Here is an 18,588-nt window from a genome sequence, read left to right as displayed (position 1 = left end):
TACCGGGAATATTTACCGGAATGGCCAATACTGTCCTTGGAATTGAAATTACATGTAGCTGTGCAGACTGGGCAGGAAATTCACGCCCAGATAGGTAAACAGGACACAGCCGAAACCGACGATTGCCATGATGGCCATGCGGCGGCCGCGCCAGCCGCGCACCAGACGGGCATGCAGCATGACGGCGTATGTCAGCCATGTGATGAGCGACCAGGTTTCCTTCGGGTCCCAGCTCCAGTAAGAGCCCCAGGCATAGTGCGCCCAGACTGCGCCGGTTACGATCCCCAGTGTCAGAAAAATAAATCCCAGGGCGGCGCTGGAATACATCAGTTCATCCATCTGATATTCGGACGGCATCAGCCGGATAAAAGCATTGGTGTTGGATGAATCCGCGCCAGCCGCACGCTTGATCAGGAACATAATGCCCAGCGCGAATGCCACGGTAAACGCGGCATAACCCATAAAACAGGTCAGTACGTGCGAGGTCAGCCAGTTGCTTTGCAGTGCCGGGATTAAAGGCTCAATGCGGTTATTGATACCCGGAGCAATGGAGGCGTAAGCCATAATCAAGAACGCCACCGGCATGACAAAAACGCCGATGCTGCGATTTTTCAGCCGCCACTCCATCAGCAGATATAACAGAACAATCGTCCACGCAAAAAAAATCAGGGACTCATAAAAATTTGACAAAGGCGCATGCCCCATGCCGAGATCATAAGATGTTTTCCAGCGTATGATCAGGGCAAGGCTCTGAGCGGCAAGACCCATGAGCGCCGTCCAGGTCGCCAGTTTTCCCCAGAATTCCCTTCCCAGGATCATCCGGAAAAGATAAAAAACAAATGCCGCAAAATAGATGAACGTGACCCAGCTCAAAATGGTTGTATTGATCATTTGGAATTCTCCAGATTATCCTTCAGTTCTGCAATAAGGTATTGAACTTCCTGTTCCAGACCCGACTTGTTCTTATAGCTACGGCCCGTGACGCTGATGCGAACATTGCCCTTAACCTGATCAATCCGGATTCCAACCTGCCGCGCATACGAAAACAAGACCAGCAGCAATCCGCAAATCAGCAGCACCGCCGCCGCGCCGACAACAGGCGTTCCCGGATCGCGGTTGACCTGCAGGCCGGTATAATATTTCTCCTCCAGCCCCAGAAGCGCAAATGTATAAGGCTGGAAAAGCCCGGGATTAAACATCGGAACCTGTTTGATGATATCAGGATTCATGGCATTGATCTTTTCAAGATGCTGGAAGACCCAGAAGGTAACCGTTTCTTTTTTAGACCGGACGGCGACTTTAATCGCGGGCCCCATATTCATCAGATTTTTTTCCACCCTCAAAACCTGAAACTCTCCTTCTTTTCCCGGCAGTTCAAACGTGTACCCTTCCCCTACATTCATGATATCGCGGCGGCCGCCGCTCCTCAGCAGGGCCAGCGTGGCCTTCCCGCCCGGTGCGGCGCCATAGCTTGACTGATAAAAGCGGAACCCGTCAAATGCAATGGGATGATTGACAAGAAGTTTTCCCGAATGAACGCCCTGGTTGTTCTTTAAGAACGTCAGATCCGATCGATAGCTTTTGGGTGCGCCGCCGTCATAAAGCTCCAGGGTGAACTTATCGCAGCGGACGGAGAAAGGCAGGGGCAGGGACTGGCTGCCATTGCGCAATTGAATGGCATTGACGGCCTCGCCTTCCCTAATGTTGACGTATCCTTCAACACCGAAAACCGATCCGATAACGGCGCCGATAATTAAAACCAGAAAACTTAAATGAACGATGTAGACCCCGAAAAGTGAAGAGCGCCCCTTTTGCGCGCAGAGGAAAACGCCGCCCGGCACATCCGTCCGCGCCACGCCGCGGTATTTCTTCCGCAGAAGCACGGCGGCCGCGTCCGCCGCTTTCTGAAGATCGGACGCAGACTGAAATTTGTTTTCATCCGGAATATTTTGAAAGGCATCTTCGTTTTGAGGCGTGAGGCTTGTCCGGAAACGCCGCCAGGCTAAAGGGAAACGATCAAGCGAGCAGATGATGATATTGATCGCCAGAAGCCCCGACAAAAGGAAAAACCATACGGAATGATACAGATCGAATATCTGTATCTTCTGCAAAAAGGAAAACAGCGCGGGCGACAGGCGCCCCGCCAGTTCCCCCGCGGCTTCCCGCTGGGGAATCAGCGTTCCGATCAGGGCAAAAAAAGCAATCAAAGCAAGAAGAACAATGGCCAGTTGAACGGATGAAAAGAAAGACCAGATAACGGATTTATTTTTGCTCAAATGAATTCACTCCTATAGATCATTGCAGTTTTTTTACCATAGCACACACTGTAATGCAACCTCACCCTGCCGTAATCCTGAGGATGAGCCCCGTAACTGTCAGCTGAAAATTATATAAACGAATTACTTCTTGTGGCACCTGGCACAATCGCGCGAGGAAAATGCCTTATCACCGTTATGGCACATGCCGCAGGTCTTGCCCTGATACATTTCCGACATGGTCATTTTTGTCTGGCCTTTTTTAACGGTAAACGGCTGAGGATGACATTGATTACACGAAAACGTCGCGTGGCTGGCGTGATGGAAATAAACATTCTGCACCGGCGTTTTATATTTCAGCACAGCGGGGTAATAAGCCGATTTTTTGGCGGCAGGCTTATCTTTGTGACAGCGGTTGCAGTCGTAAAACGCAGATCCGTCTTTGGCGGCATGACAGGTAAAGCACGATTTTCCGTTGACATGATCGTTGAAATCAATCCGGGCTCCGCTCCTCCCATAGGCAAACATTTGCGGATGACAGGCTTTACAGCCCGCTTTAAGCTGATGGCTTTCATGCTTGAAAGAAACGGCTTTAGCGCCCTTGCCGAAATGGATGGCTTCCTTCGGAGAGGGAATGGCCTTTTTATGACACCGGCTGCAATCACTCCAGGCAAACGTATCTTTGCGCTTCTGGTCATGGCAGGTGAAGCAGTATTGATTCCGGCCGTGATCCGTCATCGTGATTTTTGTCGCTCCTTCTTTGGGTTTAAACAGGGAGGGATGGCAGCTGCGGCACGTTGCTTTTTTGACATGCGTCTCATGATGAAACGCCACACCTTTATCGCCCTTGCCCAGCATCACGGATGATTTGTAGGCAAGGACTTCTCTGGCGGGCGCCAAGGCTGCGAAACCGGAATGGCAGCGCGCACATTGCGTATCGGAAGCGAAAGCTTTTTTGCCGTTATGACAGGCTCCGCAATATTTCCCCTTGTAAAGGGAATCCATGGTGAAATCTTTACTTTTCTGGGCATTGAGGGCTTCCATCTCAAACAAACCGCTGTGGCAGGTGCTGCAGGAAAAATCCTTCTGCGCATGGTCCTGATGCGTAAAAATGACGGACTCTATCGGTTTGGTATAAAGAATGCCGGCAGCAACCACGTCGGCCGCCATCGTGGTTACGGGCGCGAAACAGATCAAAAGCAAATTAAAGATCATCAAAAAACGTTTATGCATTGGACTATCCCGGCTACCCTTTCATATAAAATATATTGGGTTTGGCGTCCGTGTGTTCTTTAAGAACCCAGACGGGCTTTTGCAATTGATGAATCAATTTATATACGCGATCCTTTGGATTGGACAAGTCGCCGAAAACACGGACATCCGCCGGACACGCCACCGAACAGGCAACGTTTTTCTCGCCGCGTGAAAGCCTTGATTCAAAGCAAAAATCGCATTTGTCGATAGCGTGCTTTTCCTCGTTGAAATACCGGGCATCGTACGGGCAGGCCACCATGCAGATTTTACAGCCGATGCACTTTTTGTTATCCATCATGACAATGCCGTTTGCTTTATCCTTGTATGTCGCAACCACGGGGCAAGCGCGGACGCAGGGCGGATTATTGCACTGATTGCAAAGCACCGGGATAAATTCCCTCTTCTGTCCGATCGCCAGCGGAACTTCCCTTTCCAGGACGAGCGTACGCCAGCCATAGTCCGGCACATGATTGGTGTCAATGCAGCCTCTCATGCAGCGGCGGCAGCCGATGCACTGGTCCACGCGGACCACCATACAGTAGTGTGGTTTATAAGGATACCTGTCCATAAAGGACCCGGGGGGGAATATTTTTTCAGCGGCGGATACGAGCGACACAATTGAGCCTCCCGCAAACACACCGGTAATCGCGAAACCGATTTTTAAAAATCTCCGGCGATCCATCTCGGAAATCTTTTCGGATTTTTCCAATATTTTTTCTGTGTCAAACGGCTTGAAAATCATGGTTCACTCTCAGTCTTTCCGTTTTCGACCGGCTCATCACAACGGACATCGCCAAAACCGTTGAATATCTTTTCCCCCAGTAAAAACGCCATCCCGCAAAAGCCGGCACCCCCCATGGCAACCAGGATTTCTCTCCACGTGGGAGTATAAGTAAGCAATTGAGAAAACTCTTTGACGCCCAGTTCCCAGTAAAGAGGAACAATTTGTGCAGTCACCACCAGATCCAGACGCATGAAGAAGATACTGAAGATCATAAAGCTCGCGGCAACAATCATCAAGCTTTGCTTCCGGCCCCCGGAAAGCAAAAACAGAAAAAAAGGAATGACCATGCCGCAAGTCACCTCCAATACCCAGAAGTTGAAGGCATGCGCTCCGCTGATCATTTCATAAATGGTGATCAGAAGCGTTGCACCGGCCGTGGTTATCGTGATCATCTTCCAGATCGTCATAAACATAACGGCGGCAATCATCAGCATGGCCAGCTTACTGACCAGTAAAAGCGATTTTTTCTCATCCTCTTCCATGGCCTGTTTGCGGAGCTTTTGCGCCACGATACTGAAAAAGATAATGAAAGCGCTGCCCGTCATCATTGCCGATATAATGAAATAAACAGGGAGGAACGGACCATACCAGAGATCCCGGCCATGCAGCATGGCAAAAATACCGCCCAGATTGCTATGCGCGGCCACACCGAAGGCGACGCTCAGGAACCCGAAAAAGGCAGCGACGCGATGAGATTCGCGCAGGAGCAGAACAAATTCTATTGCCATAAAAATCATGTACATCATGTAAAGGGCGCCCATCCACCAGATGTTGGAGGAAAAATTAGGCGATGTAAAAAAGTAAATCATCATCCGGAAGGGATTTTCGATTTCCAGCCCGATCACCAGAAAACCGGATATGATCGTAATTAAAGCCAGAAGGACGGAACGTTTGGCAATCGGCAGAAAGTCTCGGTTGCCGAACACGTGTCCGATGGAAGAAACCAGACAAAGCCCGGTGGATGCCACAACAAAGAAAATGTATGTGGCAATGAGCAGCGCCAGCGGGATCTCCCGGAAGGTGCCGTAAGCATGGCGGCTGCCTGCAATAAACAGGGAATAAACGCCGGAAACGACACCGGCGAGGAAGAGAAGAGTAAAAAAAATTAAAAAGACAAAATACAGCGGACCGCCGTTTATTACGCGGCCCGCTGCATCCTTAACACATCCCATCCATGCTGATTCTTCCGAACGCACCATGATCTTTTTCCTTATGTCGGCTCAGATCAACTTCAGTTTACGGAACGATAAAATCAAACTTATGGCACTGGGCGCAAAGATTCTCCGACCTGGCATGCTGATGATGACAGAGATTGCAGTCGGCATCCGTCCCGTAATGCGGCGATTCGTGAGGATTGCTCGGTTTGACTTTCGCCGTTTTTTCGGCCAGCTTCGCCGTTGCGCCGTGACAGGCCAAGCACTTGGCCATTTCCACCGGAGCCGGTTTCTTTACTTTGCCGTGGCATTGTGCGCACTGCACACCTTTAAGAGCATGCAGGTGGCTGCCCGGAACCTTGCCCTTTAATGTACCGGCCTTCCCTTCGCCCGCCACATGGCAAACCAGACAGCCTGTATAAGGCATTTCCTTGATCGCTATGTGATTTTCCGGAAGCACTTTCTTGTCTTTATGACAACCCGCACAATCCCATGCTTTTACGGTGATGGTCTTTGACTTGGAGGCGGCCGCTTTCTTCTCTTTAGGCGCGGCATCAAGACCGCCGGCAAAAAACACCGCCAGCAATGCAACCAGTGAAAAGGTCATGAGCAAATATTTTATGTTCTTATTCTTCATAATTCATCTCCAAAATCATACAATGACTTCAAATATACTAACCGTCTTTTAAATAGCATATAAGCATGGCAAGACACAAGCGTCAATGAAGGGCTGTTAACGGCCCTTCATTGATGCCGGACCATTTTACAGTTAACCCCACGGTTTTTCTTTAGCTGCGCTTTTTCCGGCAATACGGCCGAAGACGATACAATCCGCCATGGCCACGCCACCCAGCCGCACGGCGCCATGCACGCCGCCGGTCACCTCGCCTGCCGCGTAAAGACCCTTCACCGGCTTAAAATCAAATCCGATAACCTGAGCGTCCTGATCGATGTTCAGTCCACCCATCGTATGATGAACCTTGGGCCAGAGTCTTGCGGCATAAAAAGGCGCTTCAACGGTCGGTTTGGCGTCCTTGAAGATCATACAGTCAAAATCATCGTCCTTTTTCTTTTCCACAAAGGAATTCCAGCGTTCGATTTCTTTAAGGAAAACATCAACGGCAATATGGTATTCCTTCGCCACGGCGTCCAGCGAATCAAACTTCTTGATAGCTCCCGCTTCCATCCCTTTTTCGAGCGCCTTGGGAAAGATCTGTTTCCTGACGGCGTAAGAATCGCCCATAATAATGACCGGGTCGCCAACCAGGATGATGGCATCGGCGCGTTCCTTGCGGTTTCCCGTTTCCTTGAAGAATCGTTTGCCTGTCTTGGGATTGATCATCGGGCCGTATCCGACCAGCCGTTCACAAAAGAGCGGCACATAACCGAATCCCTTTTCATCCGGGCTTGTCCAGGGGCCCAGCTGAATCCAGTCCATCTGGACATCCATCGCGCCGGCCTTGCACGCTGCCAGCAATGCTTCGCCGGTAGCGCCCGGCTGATTAGTGGATTCGAACCTGTCCGTGAGGCGGGGGTCATGCACCTGACGCAATTTCAAATCTCTGGAAAAACCGCCTGAACTCAGCACGACGGCTCTCTTCGCCTTGATAAAGGCTGTCTTGCCCGAACGATCATCGGGAAATTTGTAATCCTTCCGCACTTCCAGGCCGACGATTCGGCCCTCTTTGTTGGAAAGGAATTTGACCAGCCTGGTGCGCATTTGAATTTTCACGCCGATTTCTTTGGCTTTGGACAGTTCTTTGTTGACCAGTTCCGAACCCGAGGAGTTGATTGTTCCATGGGCCCTCTTGACGGAGTGGCCGCCGTGATAATTGAGTTTGGTATATTTGGCGCCAATGTATGTTTCCGTCCATTCCAATGCTCCCCTGGCCCCGTAGGCCACAATTTTGGCCAGGTCGGGATGATTCAGATAAGCCCCCGCCTTGAGCATATCTTTTAACATCAGCTCCGCCGAGTCCTGAACGCCGTTTTCCTGCTGCAGCTTCGTGCCGGGCGCGCAAAAATCGCCGCCGTTAATGATGGAGTTGCCTCCATGAAGCGGCATCTTTTCGATGACCAGAACACTGGCTCCCGCATTTTTCGCTTCAATGGCGGCGGCCAGACCCGCAAAGCCGCTGCCCACCACAACAACATCGTAGGTGTCATCCCATTTTTTCGGCAGAACATCGCATGCCGCTTCGGCCTGTCCGGTCATTAAAGGCAAGCCGCTTGCGGCCAGTCCGGCAACAGCGGCCACCCCGCCGGCCGTCTTGAGAAAATTCCGTCTGCTGAGCGTTTCTTCGGTCTGATTGATTTTTTTCATAGGATATCCCTCCTGGTTGTATTTATCTTTTTGGGTTGAGTAATGATTCCTCCGGCAAAGAATAAAAAAGAGGCAGTTAGTACTTCTGAAACGATTGAGGATTATACATTCCGGCGACAAAACGGATTTTACACTTACCTGCAAATCCGGCGGTGCTACAATACACCCAAACGGAAAGGCCTGTCAAGAAACTCCATCATCAATAATTTATTTGTCAAACAGCAACATAAGAAGTTAATATTATTAATATATGGCGGCGCTGATCAAATGTTTGAAATAACACCGTTCCGGATGTTCTTCCGATACGTAAACCCATGATGTCTTGACAAATGATCATGATCGGCGGATAATGCACTCAGACTCAGCAGGGTGTATCAATCATATATCTGAAACATGCAAGGAGGTTCGTTATGATTCATGTCATAAAAATATTTGCATTTATGGTTTCATTCCTGCTGTTTGCCGGCGTGGCCCCGGCAGCGCAGGACCACTCCCAATTTATCTCGGGACCGTTCAAGACGGGACCGGACGTCACGAAAAAGTGCCTGCAATGTCATGGTAAACAGGCTGGTGACTTCATGAAAACGCCTCACTGGACATGGAGCACAACCCAGGAAGTTCAGGGGAAGGGAAAAGTCGAACTCGGCAAGAAGAACGCCATCAATAATTATTGTATCGCCTTACCGAGCAACAATCCCCGTTGTACAAGCTGTCATGCGGGCTATGGCTGGAAAGATAATTCTTTCGATTTCTCGAAGCCGGAAAACATCGACTGTCTCATTTGCCATGATAAGACAGGCAGCTATAAAAAGCTTCCCGCAGGATCAGGCCATCCCGCTTATCAGGATACGGAATTCCCTCCTAAATCAGGAAAAATCTGGAAAGCGCTTGATCTGGAAAAGATCGCAAAAAGCGTTGGCCCAACCAGTCGAGCGACCTGCGGAGCCTGCCATTTCTTCGGCGGCGGAGGCGATCACATCAAACATGGGGATCTGGATAGTTCTCTGGGAGCCCCCAAACGTTCAATCGATGTCCATATGGCCGTAGACGGCGCAAACATGAACTGCAGTTCCTGCCATAAAACCGTTAATCACGTCATCCCCGGAAAAGCGCTCTCCGTATCCATGACCGGAAGTGGATTGACGCTCAACTGTTCCGATTGCCACGCGGGAACCCCGCATGGCAAAAATGCCATTCTCAACAAACACAGTGAAAGGGTTGCCTGCCAGACCTGCCACATTCCGACTTATGCCAAAGCGCTTCCGACAAAAATATGGTGGGACTGGTCAACAGCGGGCAAAGACGGACCTGTCCAGAAAGATCAATACGGCCAGCCGCTCTATGACAAGCAGAAAGGCGACTTTAAATGGGCTAAAGAGGAAAAGCCGGTTTATTTCTGGTTTAATGGCTCCGTTGATCGCTATCTTCTGGGAGAAAAGATGGATCCGTCAAAAGTGACCCACCTGAATTATCCCAGGGGGGACCGAAATGATAAAACGGCCAGGATTACCCCGTTTAAAGTCATGCGGGGTAAACAGCCATATGATGCGGGAAACAATGTCTTTGCCGTACCGCATTTGTGGGCCGGTTACTGGAAGCACTGGGACTGGGGCCAGGCCATGGTTGACGGGATGAAAGTCGCAGGTCTGCCCTACAGCGGAAAATACGGCTTTGCGGAAACAGACATGTACTGGAAGGTCAATCACATGGTAGCCCCCAAGGCAAACGCGCTAAAGTGTAACGACTGCCACGGCAAGAACGGCAGACTCAACTGGAAAGATCTGGGTTATGCCGGCGATCCTGGGGAAAAGAAATAAAGGGCAGGGCAAAAAATAAAGCCGTTGGAAGGTTTGCTGCATGCCCTTCCAACGGCTTTTTTAATTCTTAAAAAAATCAGGGTTCGGCGGGAGCTGCCGGATCGGCCAGCCATTCCATGGACGAACCATCATAAACTTTCACATCTTTATATCCCAGCATATCCACCATGATCAATGCCCAGGAGGTACAAGTCTTGCCGGTATCGCAATAAAGGATATATTCCTTATTCCGATCGCCCCCCACTGCTTTTTCGGCTAACGCGGCAAGCGTGGCCTTGTCTTTGTATAAACCCTCCGGAGTGTACAATTGGCCCACCGGCAAATTAACAGATCCCTTGATTCGGCCCAGCTTAGGCACAAAAGCAAGCTTTTCTTTTCCCTGGTAGAAAGCCGGCGCTCGGGTATCGACGATGACGGCCTTGCCTATTTTATCCAGGACATAGGCCTTATCGGCAAACAAAGCCTGATTAACGGAAGCTTTGAAAGATTTTGCTTTCGCCTTTGCCATATCCTGCGAGAGAGGTTTGTTTTCTTTGACCCATTGATTCTGGCCGCCATTGAGAATAGCTGCATTGGGCACGCCCAGATACTTCAAGGTCCAGGCAACGCGGGTCATATCGAACTGATCGGGAACTTTATCCGTTTTTCCGACAATGACCACCTGTGAATCCTTGTCGATGCCCGCGTTTCCGACAACATCCGTCAGATCATCAACGGGCGGCAGTTCATTGAGCAGGCTCCCCTTCTTGATCGCCCAGGAACCATAAAACACATTGATCGCACCGGGAATATGACCGGCCTTGTATTCCTCCACTTTCCGAATATCCAGGATGACTAAATTTGCATTCTTCAGATTATTTTGCAGCCAGTCCGTAGAGACAACGGGATCCATGCTGCCGGCCAGCGCGGTTAACGGCAAAAGGAACAAAATAACAACCATTACTGTTTTGAACCATCTTTCATTTCTCATAAAAAAACCTCCCGGGTTATTTGTTGATTCGCTTAAGATGATAGATTAAGCCTTCATTGGCCCTGGAACCATCCTTGATCAGTTTTTCTTTCGTTAAAAAATTCTTCTTCTCGACATGGCAGGCATCGCAGGAACGGGTGCGGTCCGTCCGTTTCCGGATATTGTGGGCGGGCGTGTCCCAGTAATTGGGCAAGGCGTCGAAATGCTCCATTTTGATGCCTTCTTTGGCAAACGTGTCGCGAACTGTCGGAATCAACCGCAAAGTCGTCAGCATTTTTTTGTCCCGCGGACTGCGCCCTAATATGATTTCCGGATTGGCTTTTGCGCCTTCGCCCGCATGGCATTGCTGACAGTTGCGATACTCCGCTCCGGCATGGCATCCGTAGCAGGATACCTTGTCTTGATGCGTCTCGTGCGACATTTTAGCCATTGCATTTTTTTCGCCGCCCGCCTTGTGGCAGCTGCGGCAGGCCGGACGATCTTTTACATGATTCTTGGATGCATACGCCTTACCGTCGCCGTGAAATTCCAGCTTCTTGTGGCAGTCCATGCACAGCATGCCTTTTTGATAGTGAACATCCGGGGCACCGCCGTATTCTCCCGTATATTCAGGATAGACCCGCCCGCCGTGGCACGACGAACAGGTTTTGCCTTCATCTTTTTTGACGAACTTATGTTTGGCCAGCAATCCGGTACTGATGCCGCCTACGGCCGGAGACTTGACGTGGCAGTCTCCGCAGGACGCATGGCAACTGCGGCATGATTTTTCAAAAACTTTTTCATCAAATATTTTTAATTCTTCTTTGGAAAAACGGGGCATCACCCCGTTTCGCTGACCGGCCAATGTGTAATGAAGCGACTTTGCATACTTGTCCGTCACCGGCTTATGGCACGTCGCGCAGGTGGACAGATTGTCCGAAGGTCTTTTAATCAGGCCTTGATGGGCCTTTTGTTTATTTAAAGTTTCACTGTCTCCCCGATGACACTGGGAACACGATAGAATAAAATGTTGATCTTTCTTGAGAAGGTCACGATCGACAACATACCCTTTATACATTTCTTCCGGCCGGACCGCCGGAGGAGCGCCCGCTCACCCCTCTCCTTCACTCATCGGCGCAGGCGGCGGTTTATGCATCGACTTCATCAGCGATTCATTGGAATGACAGGTCACACAACTGCTGTTAGAAGCAGCGAAGCCGGCTGAACAAAAAATGAAGAAAAAGATCAGCATTAGAAAGAAAGGGGTTATTTGTTGATTGCGCATTGAAACCTCCCGGAGATTGCAGTTTTTTGAATTGATTAAGCCGGTAACCTTTCATCAAATTCATTTAATTTGCGATCCATCAATCGGGATGGAAATTTAATGCATCGCTGGCAGTTGACGGGCATCATAATGTCTTCCATCATTTCCCGCGCATTCTAGTATTTAATCGGCGACATTGCAAGCCTCTTTCCCGTTGCGGCTTTTTCCGAATAAAAGTCAGAGGCGCCGGAAATAATTTAACGACTATCCATGGGATATTTGGCCAGAAGGGAATTCTTGCATTTCTTTCCGTTTATGCTACATTCTCCGCAGGGTTTATACTTGTGAAAAGAATTATTAAGTCATTTTGCCATAGCAGTTCGTTGTTTCTTCTTCAGCCTGGTCTCATCATATCCATTTTCCGGCGCTGTCTTATCCCTGCAAAATACTGTTCCCATGCACGGATACCGCATCAGGGTCTTTTAACAAAATCATTTTCAATCATGATAAGTTATAATGATTTTAGTCATTACAATTTATCTTCGGTCATTTTATGGCAAGAAAACGTCTTTTAACAACCTAACCACAGAAACAAATTATCAGGAGGTAAATTATGGCGGAAGACAAAAAAATCACAAAATCATTAACCAGACGGAATTTCATAAAATCCGCAGGCACTGTAGCGGCTGTCGCCGGGCTGGCCTCAAGCGGTGTCGCGTTGGCGCCCTGGAAAGCGGAAGCGGCCGCCTTGCCGAAAAAATGGGACGAAACTTATGATGTGGTCGTCATCGGCAGCGGATTTGCGGGACTGGCTGCGGCTTATGAAGCAAAGAAAGCCGGGGCATCCGTTGTCGTTTTGGAAAAGATGCGTACGCCGGGCGGAAACTCGATTATCAACGGCGGTGTAATCTCCGCGGCAGGTTCTCCCAAGGAAAAAGAACAGGGTATTCAGGATTCACCGGAACTCTTGTTAAAAGACATGCTGGCAGCCGGCCTCAACCTGAATCATGTGGAACTGGCCAAGATGGTTGCCGATAATTCCAACTCAACCGTTCAATGGACCATTACGGAACTCGGTGTTCAGTACAAGGACAAACTTTCCCAGGAGGGCGGTCACTCTGTTCCCCGGATGTACAGCACTTACAACCAGAGCGGTTCGGCCATCGTCACGCAGCAGCTGGCTAAATTAAAAGAGTTGGGCATAGTGCCCAAAACACAAAGCTTTCTGACCCAGATATACCGCGACGCAGACGGACGGGTCAAGGGCGTTCAGATTCGGGAGAAGTATGTTTTCCCCAACAAAGACAGTGGAAAAGCAAAAAACATCAAGGCCAGAAAAGCCGTCGTTCTGGCCACGGGAGGTTTTGGCAACGACGTCGCCTTCAGAACCATCCAGGACCCCCGCCTGACGGCCGAATTCCCCAGCACGAATCAGCCCGGCGCCACCGCGGAAAGTTTGCGCGAAGCCCTGCGCATTGGCTGCACACCGCTGCAGCTTTCCTGGATTCAGCTTGGTCCGTGGGGCAGTCCGGATGAAAAGGGCATGGGACTGTCGCCTTTCTTCGCACAGCTTTGTGCTGCCATGTATGGCCTCTGGATTGACACCAAAACCGGCAAACGCTTTGTCAATGAATTGGCCGACCGTAAAATTCGCGCGGATGCCATCATTCGCGTCGGCAATAAATGCATCGCTTTTACAGATGCCTATGGCTATGCCCTCGGCGAAAAGCTGATTGCGGAGTCCCTGCCGAAATTGATCGAAAGAGGCGTGGTTAAAAAATATGATACGCTGGAACAGATGGCAGCGGCATATGATTGCCCGGTGGAACCCCTGAAAGGGGAAATTGAAAAATTCAACAAAGGTGTTCTGGCCGGCAAGGATGCCGAATGGGGCAGATATTTGCAGAAAAATCAGAAACCGCTGGGCCCCGGTCCCTACTATGCTCTCAGGCTCACACCCAAGATTCATCACTGCATGGGCGGCGTCAATATGAATGTCAAAGCGCAGGCGACGGACATCATGACGGACAAGCCCATCCCCGGTTTGTATGCGGCCGGTGAAGTCACAGGCGGTGTGCATGGTGCGGTCCGCCTGGGCAGCTGCGCCACGCTTGACTGCCTGATTTTCGGCCGGATTGCCGGAAAAAACGCGGCAGCGGAAAAAGCATGGAGTTAAAACCCTGCCATCCCTGATCGCCTGATAAAGATCGGGAATGCGTTGAAACCAAAAGAGCCCTTCCGGATGAACCGGTGAGGGCTCTTTTTTTGCATGGATGCCGGCAATCCATTAAACAGCTGAAAATTATTCCAATGTCCGACCGGTCATCCTTTTTCACTGTTGACTTCAACTGCGTTATCAAGTAAAAAATAGCATCAGTCTCAAGTAACCTGCTCAAGGAAAGAACGCGATGATTCGTTCGGCACTCTTAGTCACATTAGGCATAGCGATTACGGCATTTTTCTCCTTCTGGTCCGTTGTCTTTTCTTTTTTTAACAACGCGGAAAATAATGTTCATAAGGTAGCCAATATCTGGGGCAGAATTCTGCTGATGCTCTGCAACACCAAAGTCGAGGTCATCGGCAGCGAAAACATCCTGCGGGGCAAACCCCAGGTGTTTATGGCCAACCATCAAAGCGATTTTGATATTCTGATTACGCTGGCGCACGTTCCGGGGCAGTTTCGCTGGATTGCCAAAAAAGAATTATTCGCGATCCCCATCTTCGGCCAGGCCATGAAAAGCGCAGGCTATATTGAAATCGACCGGCAAAACCACGAAAAAGCCCTGCAAAGCCTGGACCTGGCGGCATTGCGCATCCGGCAGGGAAAATCCGTCATGACGTTTCCGGAAGGTACCCGCAGCCGCAACGGCGAAATTAAAACGTTCAAGCAGGGAACCTTTTACCTGGCGATACAATCCGGTGTGCCGATTGTTCCGATCAGCATCATCGGCAGCGGCGACATCATGCCGAAGCGGTCGCTCAAAATTAAACCCGGCAGAATCAAACTGGTCATCGGCAAACCGATTAACGTTAAAAACTACACATTGGAAAACCGGCAGGAGCTGATCAACCATGTCCGGCAGGTCATTATTGAAAATTATAACGCCTATCGACATGACGGCACGGCAAACATCAAAGACGTTCAGCCAGAAATGAAAATGGCGCTCTAATGGAAGAAAATCCCAAGGATCATCCTCATAAACGCATCAGGGAAATTAAAGGCGTCATTTGTCTCGGACTGTCGCTGTTTCTCTTTTTGTGTCTTTTTTCATTCTCGCCTGCTGATCCGTCTCCGATGAAATTCATCGGGGATGCCCAATCCACACACAATCTCACAGGCATCGTCGGCTCCTATTCCGCAGGTTGGATGATCTTTCTTCTGGGGTTTGCCTCTTTCCTTCTGCCCATCGCCCTCTCGGCCATGGCCTTCCAGTATTTTCTGCGGCCGGCTTTTGCAATGGACACTCAGCGCGTTTTCGGCTTTCTGTTTTTTACATTGTCCTGTGCCGGTCTTTTCAGCACCCTGATCAGAGGGGGTATTACCCTTCATGGAGAAAAGCTCAGAGTAGGAGCAGGCGGAGAGATCGGCAGCGGTATCGTTCAGTTCCTGCTTGGCTATTTTAATCCGGCCGGCACCTACATTATTCTGATCGTTATTTTTATTGTCGCGCTGTTTTTCATCATCGAGTTCTCCCTCGTGTCGGTAACGGAACGTTTTTCTCAGTGGACCCATGGTCTGTTGAAATCAACCAAAGATCATGTCACATCTTTTTATGCCGGATTGTTTTCCCGGCTGAAAACGGAAAATAACCCGCCGCCCATCATCGAAGAAACGGAGCCAGCGCCGAAGAAATCAAAACCGAAGAAAATCGAACAGACGCATTTTGATTTTTCGAAACTCAAATCCGACGGCAGATTTCAGTTGCCGCCTTTCACCCTGCTGGAAGTAGCGCCCCAGAAAGACACACGCGTCAAGCGCGATCATCTGGTTACCAACTCGCGCATCCTGGAAAAGAAGCTGGCGGATTTCGGCGTCGAGGCGCGTGTCGTGGAAGTGATGCCCGGCCCGGTGATTACCATGTATGAACTGGAACCGGCGTCCGGCGTGAAAATCAACCGCATTACCAATCTGGCCGACGATCTGGCGCTGGCGCTGATGGCGCCCAGCATCCGGATTCTGGCGCCCATTCCCGGCAAATCCGTCATCGGCATTGAAATCCCCAACCTCAAAAGAGATCCGGTTTTCCTCAAAGACGTGCTGGACAACGACGCCTTTACCGAGTCATCCCTGCGTCTGCCCATCGCGCTGGGCGTCGATTTTGTCGGCACGCCGGTGATTGCCGATCTGGCTAAAATGCCGCATCTGCTCATTGCCGGAACCACCGGCTCCGGTAAAAGCGTCGCGCTCAATGCCATGATTTGCAGCATTCTTTTCAAGGCGCAGCCGGACGACATCAAGTTTCTGATGGTCGATCCCAAACGCCTGGAACTGTCCTCCTATGAAGGCATTCCCCACCTGATGCACCCCGTGGTGGTGGACCCGAAAAAAGCCTCGCAGGTTTTGCGCTGGACCGTTGAAGAAATGGAGCGTCGCTATAAAGTCATCAGCGCCATGGGCGTGAAGAGCATCGACGCCTATAACGAAATCATTCTGACCAGCCCCAAAAGCAAGGCGGCGGTTAAAGACCTCAAATCCGAAACCGCGCCGGATGCCGATGAAGCGGAAGGCGCCGCTAAACATAATCCGCCGTTCCAGCACGTCAAACTTCCTTATATTGTCGTGGTCATTGATGAACTGGCCGACTTGATGATGGTTGCCTCCCGGGACGTGGAAGAATCGCTGACGAGGCTCGCCCAGATGGCGCGGGCGGCGGGTATTCACCTGATTCTTGCCACGCAGCGGCCCTCGGTGGACGTCATCACGGGGCTCATCAAAGCCAACTTCCCCACGCGGATTTCCTTCAAGGTTTCCTCCAAAATTGATTCGCGCACCATTATTGACCAGCCGGGCGCGGAGCAGTTGCTGGGCGCGGGAGACATGCTCTTCATTCCGCCGGGCACATCCAAACTCACCCGCATTCACGGCGCGTACCTGTCGGACGCGGAGATATCGCGCATTGTCGATTTCATCAAAATGCAGGCCCAGCCGACTTACGACGCATCAATTGAAAAATTTGAATTCGAGTCCGCCCAGGCCCGTGAGGCTGAAGACGGCTTGGATGAAAAATACGATGAAGCCGTCGCTTTAGTGGGCGAACTCGGACAGGCCTCCATCTCGCTGGTCCAGCGCTATATGAAAATCGGCTATAACCGTGCCGCGCGCATGATTGAACAAATGGAGCGCGAAGGCATCGTCGGCCCGTCCGACGGCGCGAAACCCCGCAAAGTCCTTATCAGAAAGCTGCCCCAGTGAAAAAGACTTCTCCGTCAAGACTGCATATTATTTCTTTAGGCTGCTCCAAAAACCTGGTGGACTCGGAGGTTATGGGCGGCCTGGCCCAATCATCCGGCATGACGATTGTGGAGAGTCCCGACGATGCCGATGTCGTAATCGTCAATACCTGCGGCTTTATTCAGCCGGCCAAGGAAGAGGCGCTGGATATTATTCTGACCCTGGCGGGAGAAAAAAAGAAAAGCGGGCGCAACCTGAAGCTGGTGGTGGCCGGCTGCCTGGCCCAGCGTTATGCGAAAGATTTGCAGAACGAAATCCCCGAAGTCGATTTATTTATCGGCACGGGAGAAGTCGGCCGCATCGCCGGTCATTTACAAAATTTAAGCGAAGCAAAGCCACGCCGCACCGTCGTTTGCTCCAAACCGGATTTCCTGATGACATCGCAGCACGAACGGGTTTTGTCCTCCAAATCGGTCACCGCCTATTTGAAAATTTCGGATGGCTGTTCCAACTGCTGCACTTACTGCGCGATTCCGTCCATTCGCGGTAAGGCCCGCAGTCGTCAGCCCGACGATATTCTGCGGGAAGCGCAAAACCTTGTGGCCAGAGGGATTAAAGAAATCATCCTGATCGGTCAGGACACAACCGCTTACGGCCGGGATTTAAAAACGCGGCCGAAGCTTTCCGGTCTTTTATCCGATCTGGCGGGGGTTTCCGGTCTTCGCTGGCTGCGTCTGCTTTATGCCCACCCGGCGCATATCACAACCGAAGTGCTTACCGCCATGAGCAATCACAAAACCATCTGCCGTTATCTTGATCTGCCCGTGCAGCATATTGACGATGCGATCCTTGCCGCCATGAACCGCAAGACCGGCGCCGCCCGCATTTCGCAAATGATCAGCGATGCCCGATCCATCATCCCCGGTGTGGCGCTGCGCACATCGATCATCACGGGTTTCCCGGGAGAAACGCAAAAGCGGTTTGAACGCCTGCTCGACTTCGTGCGCGAAACCCGCTTTGATCATCTGGGTGTCTTTACCTATTCGCGCGAAGAGGGCACGGCCGCGGCAGCTCTGCCGTCGCGTATTTCGGAAAAAGAAAAAGAGCGCCGGCGGGAGATCATCATGAGCGAACAGGCCGATATTTCTCATGCCATTAATGCTTCGCTGATCGGATCGATACAGGAGGTTTTGATCGAAGAAAAAAGCGGCCGCGAAGGCTATGCTTTTGTCGGACGCTGCCGCAGGCAGGCTCCGGAAATCGACGGCGTCACCTATATCAAAGACGCCAGCGCCAAAATCGGCAGGATAGTAAAATGCAAAATCACCGCCGCGGATCATTACGACCTCTTCGGCGAAATCATATCTAATTCCATTTCCCAATCATAGATGATACC

At 50.7% G+C, this 18,588-nt stretch carries 14 protein-coding genes; 5 read left to right on the top strand and 9 right to left on the bottom strand.

Features of this window, described 5'->3' with window-relative positions:
* Positions 1 to 48: 48 nt before the first annotated feature.
* From ccsB to CVU71_13210, 7 genes are all read right to left on the bottom strand, one after another.
* Positions 49 to 891, bottom strand: a complete 843-nt coding sequence (gene ccsB / locus CVU71_13240) for a c-type cytochrome biogenesis protein CcsB (protein ID PKN18453.1) — start codon at positions 889 to 891, stop codon at positions 49 to 51.
* Positions 888 to 2,276 (bottom strand): hypothetical protein, encoded by a 1,389-nt coding sequence (locus tag CVU71_13235; GenBank protein ID PKN18452.1) that lies wholly within the window; start codon positions 2,274 to 2,276, stop codon positions 888 to 890. The genes ccsB and CVU71_13235 overlap by 4 nt, the downstream gene beginning before the upstream one ends.
* Before the next feature lie 123 nt (positions 2,277 to 2,399).
* Complete coding sequence (locus CVU71_13230) at positions 2,400 to 3,488, bottom strand: cytochrome C (GenBank protein PKN18451.1); 1,089 nt, start codon at positions 3,486 to 3,488, stop codon at positions 2,400 to 2,402.
* A gap of 13 nt (positions 3,489 to 3,501) precedes the next feature.
* The gene (locus tag CVU71_13225; protein PKN18450.1) at positions 3,502 to 4,251 is read right to left on the bottom strand and encodes a twin-arginine translocation pathway signal protein; all 750 of its coding nucleotides are present in this window, start codon (positions 4,249 to 4,251) and stop codon (positions 3,502 to 3,504) included.
* A complete protein-coding gene (locus tag CVU71_13220; protein ID PKN18449.1) occupies positions 4,248 to 5,492 on the bottom strand; it encodes a polysulfide reductase in 1,245 nt (414 codons plus the stop codon). The genes CVU71_13225 and CVU71_13220 overlap by 4 nt, the downstream gene beginning before the upstream one ends.
* A 37-nt stretch (positions 5,493 to 5,529) precedes the next feature.
* Positions 5,530 to 5,874, bottom strand: a complete 345-nt coding sequence (locus CVU71_13215; protein ID PKN18722.1) for a flavodoxin — start codon at positions 5,872 to 5,874, stop codon at positions 5,530 to 5,532.
* A gap of 342 nt (positions 5,875 to 6,216) precedes the next feature.
* Positions 6,217 to 7,770 (bottom strand): flavocytochrome c, encoded by a 1,554-nt coding sequence (locus CVU71_13210; GenBank protein PKN18448.1) that lies wholly within the window; start codon positions 7,768 to 7,770, stop codon positions 6,217 to 6,219.
* Between the two features lie 410 nt (positions 7,771 to 8,180).
* On the opposite strand from CVU71_13210, the gene CVU71_13205 reads away from it, so the two are divergent.
* Positions 8,181 to 9,587: a cytochrome C gene (locus tag CVU71_13205; protein PKN18447.1), complete on the top strand. Its 1,407-nt coding sequence runs from the start codon at positions 8,181 to 8,183 to the stop codon at positions 9,585 to 9,587.
* Positions 9,588 to 9,663: 76 nt separating this feature from the next.
* Here CVU71_13205 and CVU71_13200 read toward each other — a convergent pair whose 3' ends face one another.
* Entirely contained in the window at positions 9,664 to 10,557 is an 894-nt protein-coding gene (locus CVU71_13200; protein ID PKN18446.1) for a hypothetical protein, read from the bottom strand.
* Positions 10,558 to 10,573: 16 nt separating this feature from the next.
* Complete coding sequence (locus CVU71_13195) at positions 10,574 to 11,614, bottom strand: hypothetical protein (protein PKN18445.1); 1,041 nt, start codon at positions 11,612 to 11,614, stop codon at positions 10,574 to 10,576.
* A gap of 799 nt (positions 11,615 to 12,413) precedes the next feature.
* Here CVU71_13195 and CVU71_13190 point away from each other — a divergent pair.
* The 4 genes from CVU71_13190 to rimO all read left to right on the top strand — a co-directional run bounded on the left by CVU71_13190 (position 12,414) and on the right by rimO (position 18,580).
* Entirely contained in the window at positions 12,414 to 13,976 is a 1,563-nt protein-coding gene (locus CVU71_13190) for a flavocytochrome c (protein ID PKN18444.1), read from the top strand.
* Positions 13,977 to 14,208: 232 nt separating this feature from the next.
* Entirely contained in the window at positions 14,209 to 14,970 is a 762-nt protein-coding gene (locus CVU71_13185; GenBank protein ID PKN18443.1) for a 1-acyl-sn-glycerol-3-phosphate acyltransferase, read from the top strand.
* A complete protein-coding gene (locus CVU71_13180) occupies positions 14,970 to 17,213 on the top strand; it encodes a cell division protein FtsK (protein ID PKN18442.1) in 2,244 nt (747 codons plus the stop codon). Before CVU71_13185 ends, CVU71_13180 begins: the two co-directional genes overlap by 1 nt.
* On the top strand, positions 17,210 to 18,580 hold the full coding sequence (rimO, locus tag CVU71_13175) for a 30S ribosomal protein S12 methylthiotransferase RimO (protein PKN18441.1): 1,371 nt from the start codon (positions 17,210 to 17,212) through the stop codon (positions 18,578 to 18,580). The genes CVU71_13180 and rimO overlap by 4 nt, the downstream gene beginning before the upstream one ends.
* The last annotated feature ends 8 nt before the right edge of the window (positions 18,581 to 18,588 follow it).

The organism is Deltaproteobacteria bacterium HGW-Deltaproteobacteria-6, from assembly GCA_002840435.1.
GTDB lineage: Bacteria > Desulfobacterota > Syntrophia > Syntrophales > Smithellaceae > UBA8904.
This window is presented reverse-complemented; position numbering and strand designations above follow the sequence as displayed.

Bases quoted from the DNA above. Each gene is read 5' to 3' on its own strand.
- CVU71_13200 (PKN18446.1), bottom strand. From the start codon at position 10,557: ATGAGAAATGAAAGATGGTTCAAAACAGTAATGGTTGTTATTTTGTTC.
- CVU71_13230 (PKN18451.1), bottom strand. From the start codon at position 3,488: ATGCATAAACGTTTTTTGATGATCTTTAATTTGCTTTTGATCTGTTTC.
- CVU71_13220 (PKN18449.1), bottom strand. From the start codon at position 5,492: ATGGTGCGTTCGGAAGAATCAGCATGGATGGGATGTGTTAAGGATGCA.
- ccsB (PKN18453.1), bottom strand. From the start codon at position 891: ATGATCAATACAACCATTTTGAGCTGGGTCACGTTCATCTATTTTGCG.
- CVU71_13215 (PKN18722.1), bottom strand. From the start codon at position 5,874: ATGCCTTATACAGGCTGTCTGGTTTGCCATGTGGCGGGCGAAGGGAAG.
- CVU71_13190 (PKN18444.1), top strand. From the start codon at position 12,414: ATGGCGGAAGACAAAAAAATCACAAAATCATTAACCAGACGGAATTTC.
- CVU71_13225 (PKN18450.1), bottom strand. From the start codon at position 4,251: ATGATTTTCAAGCCGTTTGACACAGAAAAAATATTGGAAAAATCCGAA.
- CVU71_13195 (PKN18445.1), bottom strand. From the start codon at position 11,614: ATGTATAAAGGGTATGTTGTCGATCGTGACCTTCTCAAGAAAGATCAA.
- CVU71_13185 (PKN18443.1), top strand. From the start codon at position 14,209: ATGATTCGTTCGGCACTCTTAGTCACATTAGGCATAGCGATTACGGCA.
- CVU71_13180 (PKN18442.1), top strand. From the start codon at position 14,970: ATGGAAGAAAATCCCAAGGATCATCCTCATAAACGCATCAGGGAAATT.
- CVU71_13210 (PKN18448.1), bottom strand. From the start codon at position 7,770: ATGAAAAAAATCAATCAGACCGAAGAAACGCTCAGCAGACGGAATTTT.
- CVU71_13205 (PKN18447.1), top strand. From the start codon at position 8,181: ATGATTCATGTCATAAAAATATTTGCATTTATGGTTTCATTCCTGCTG.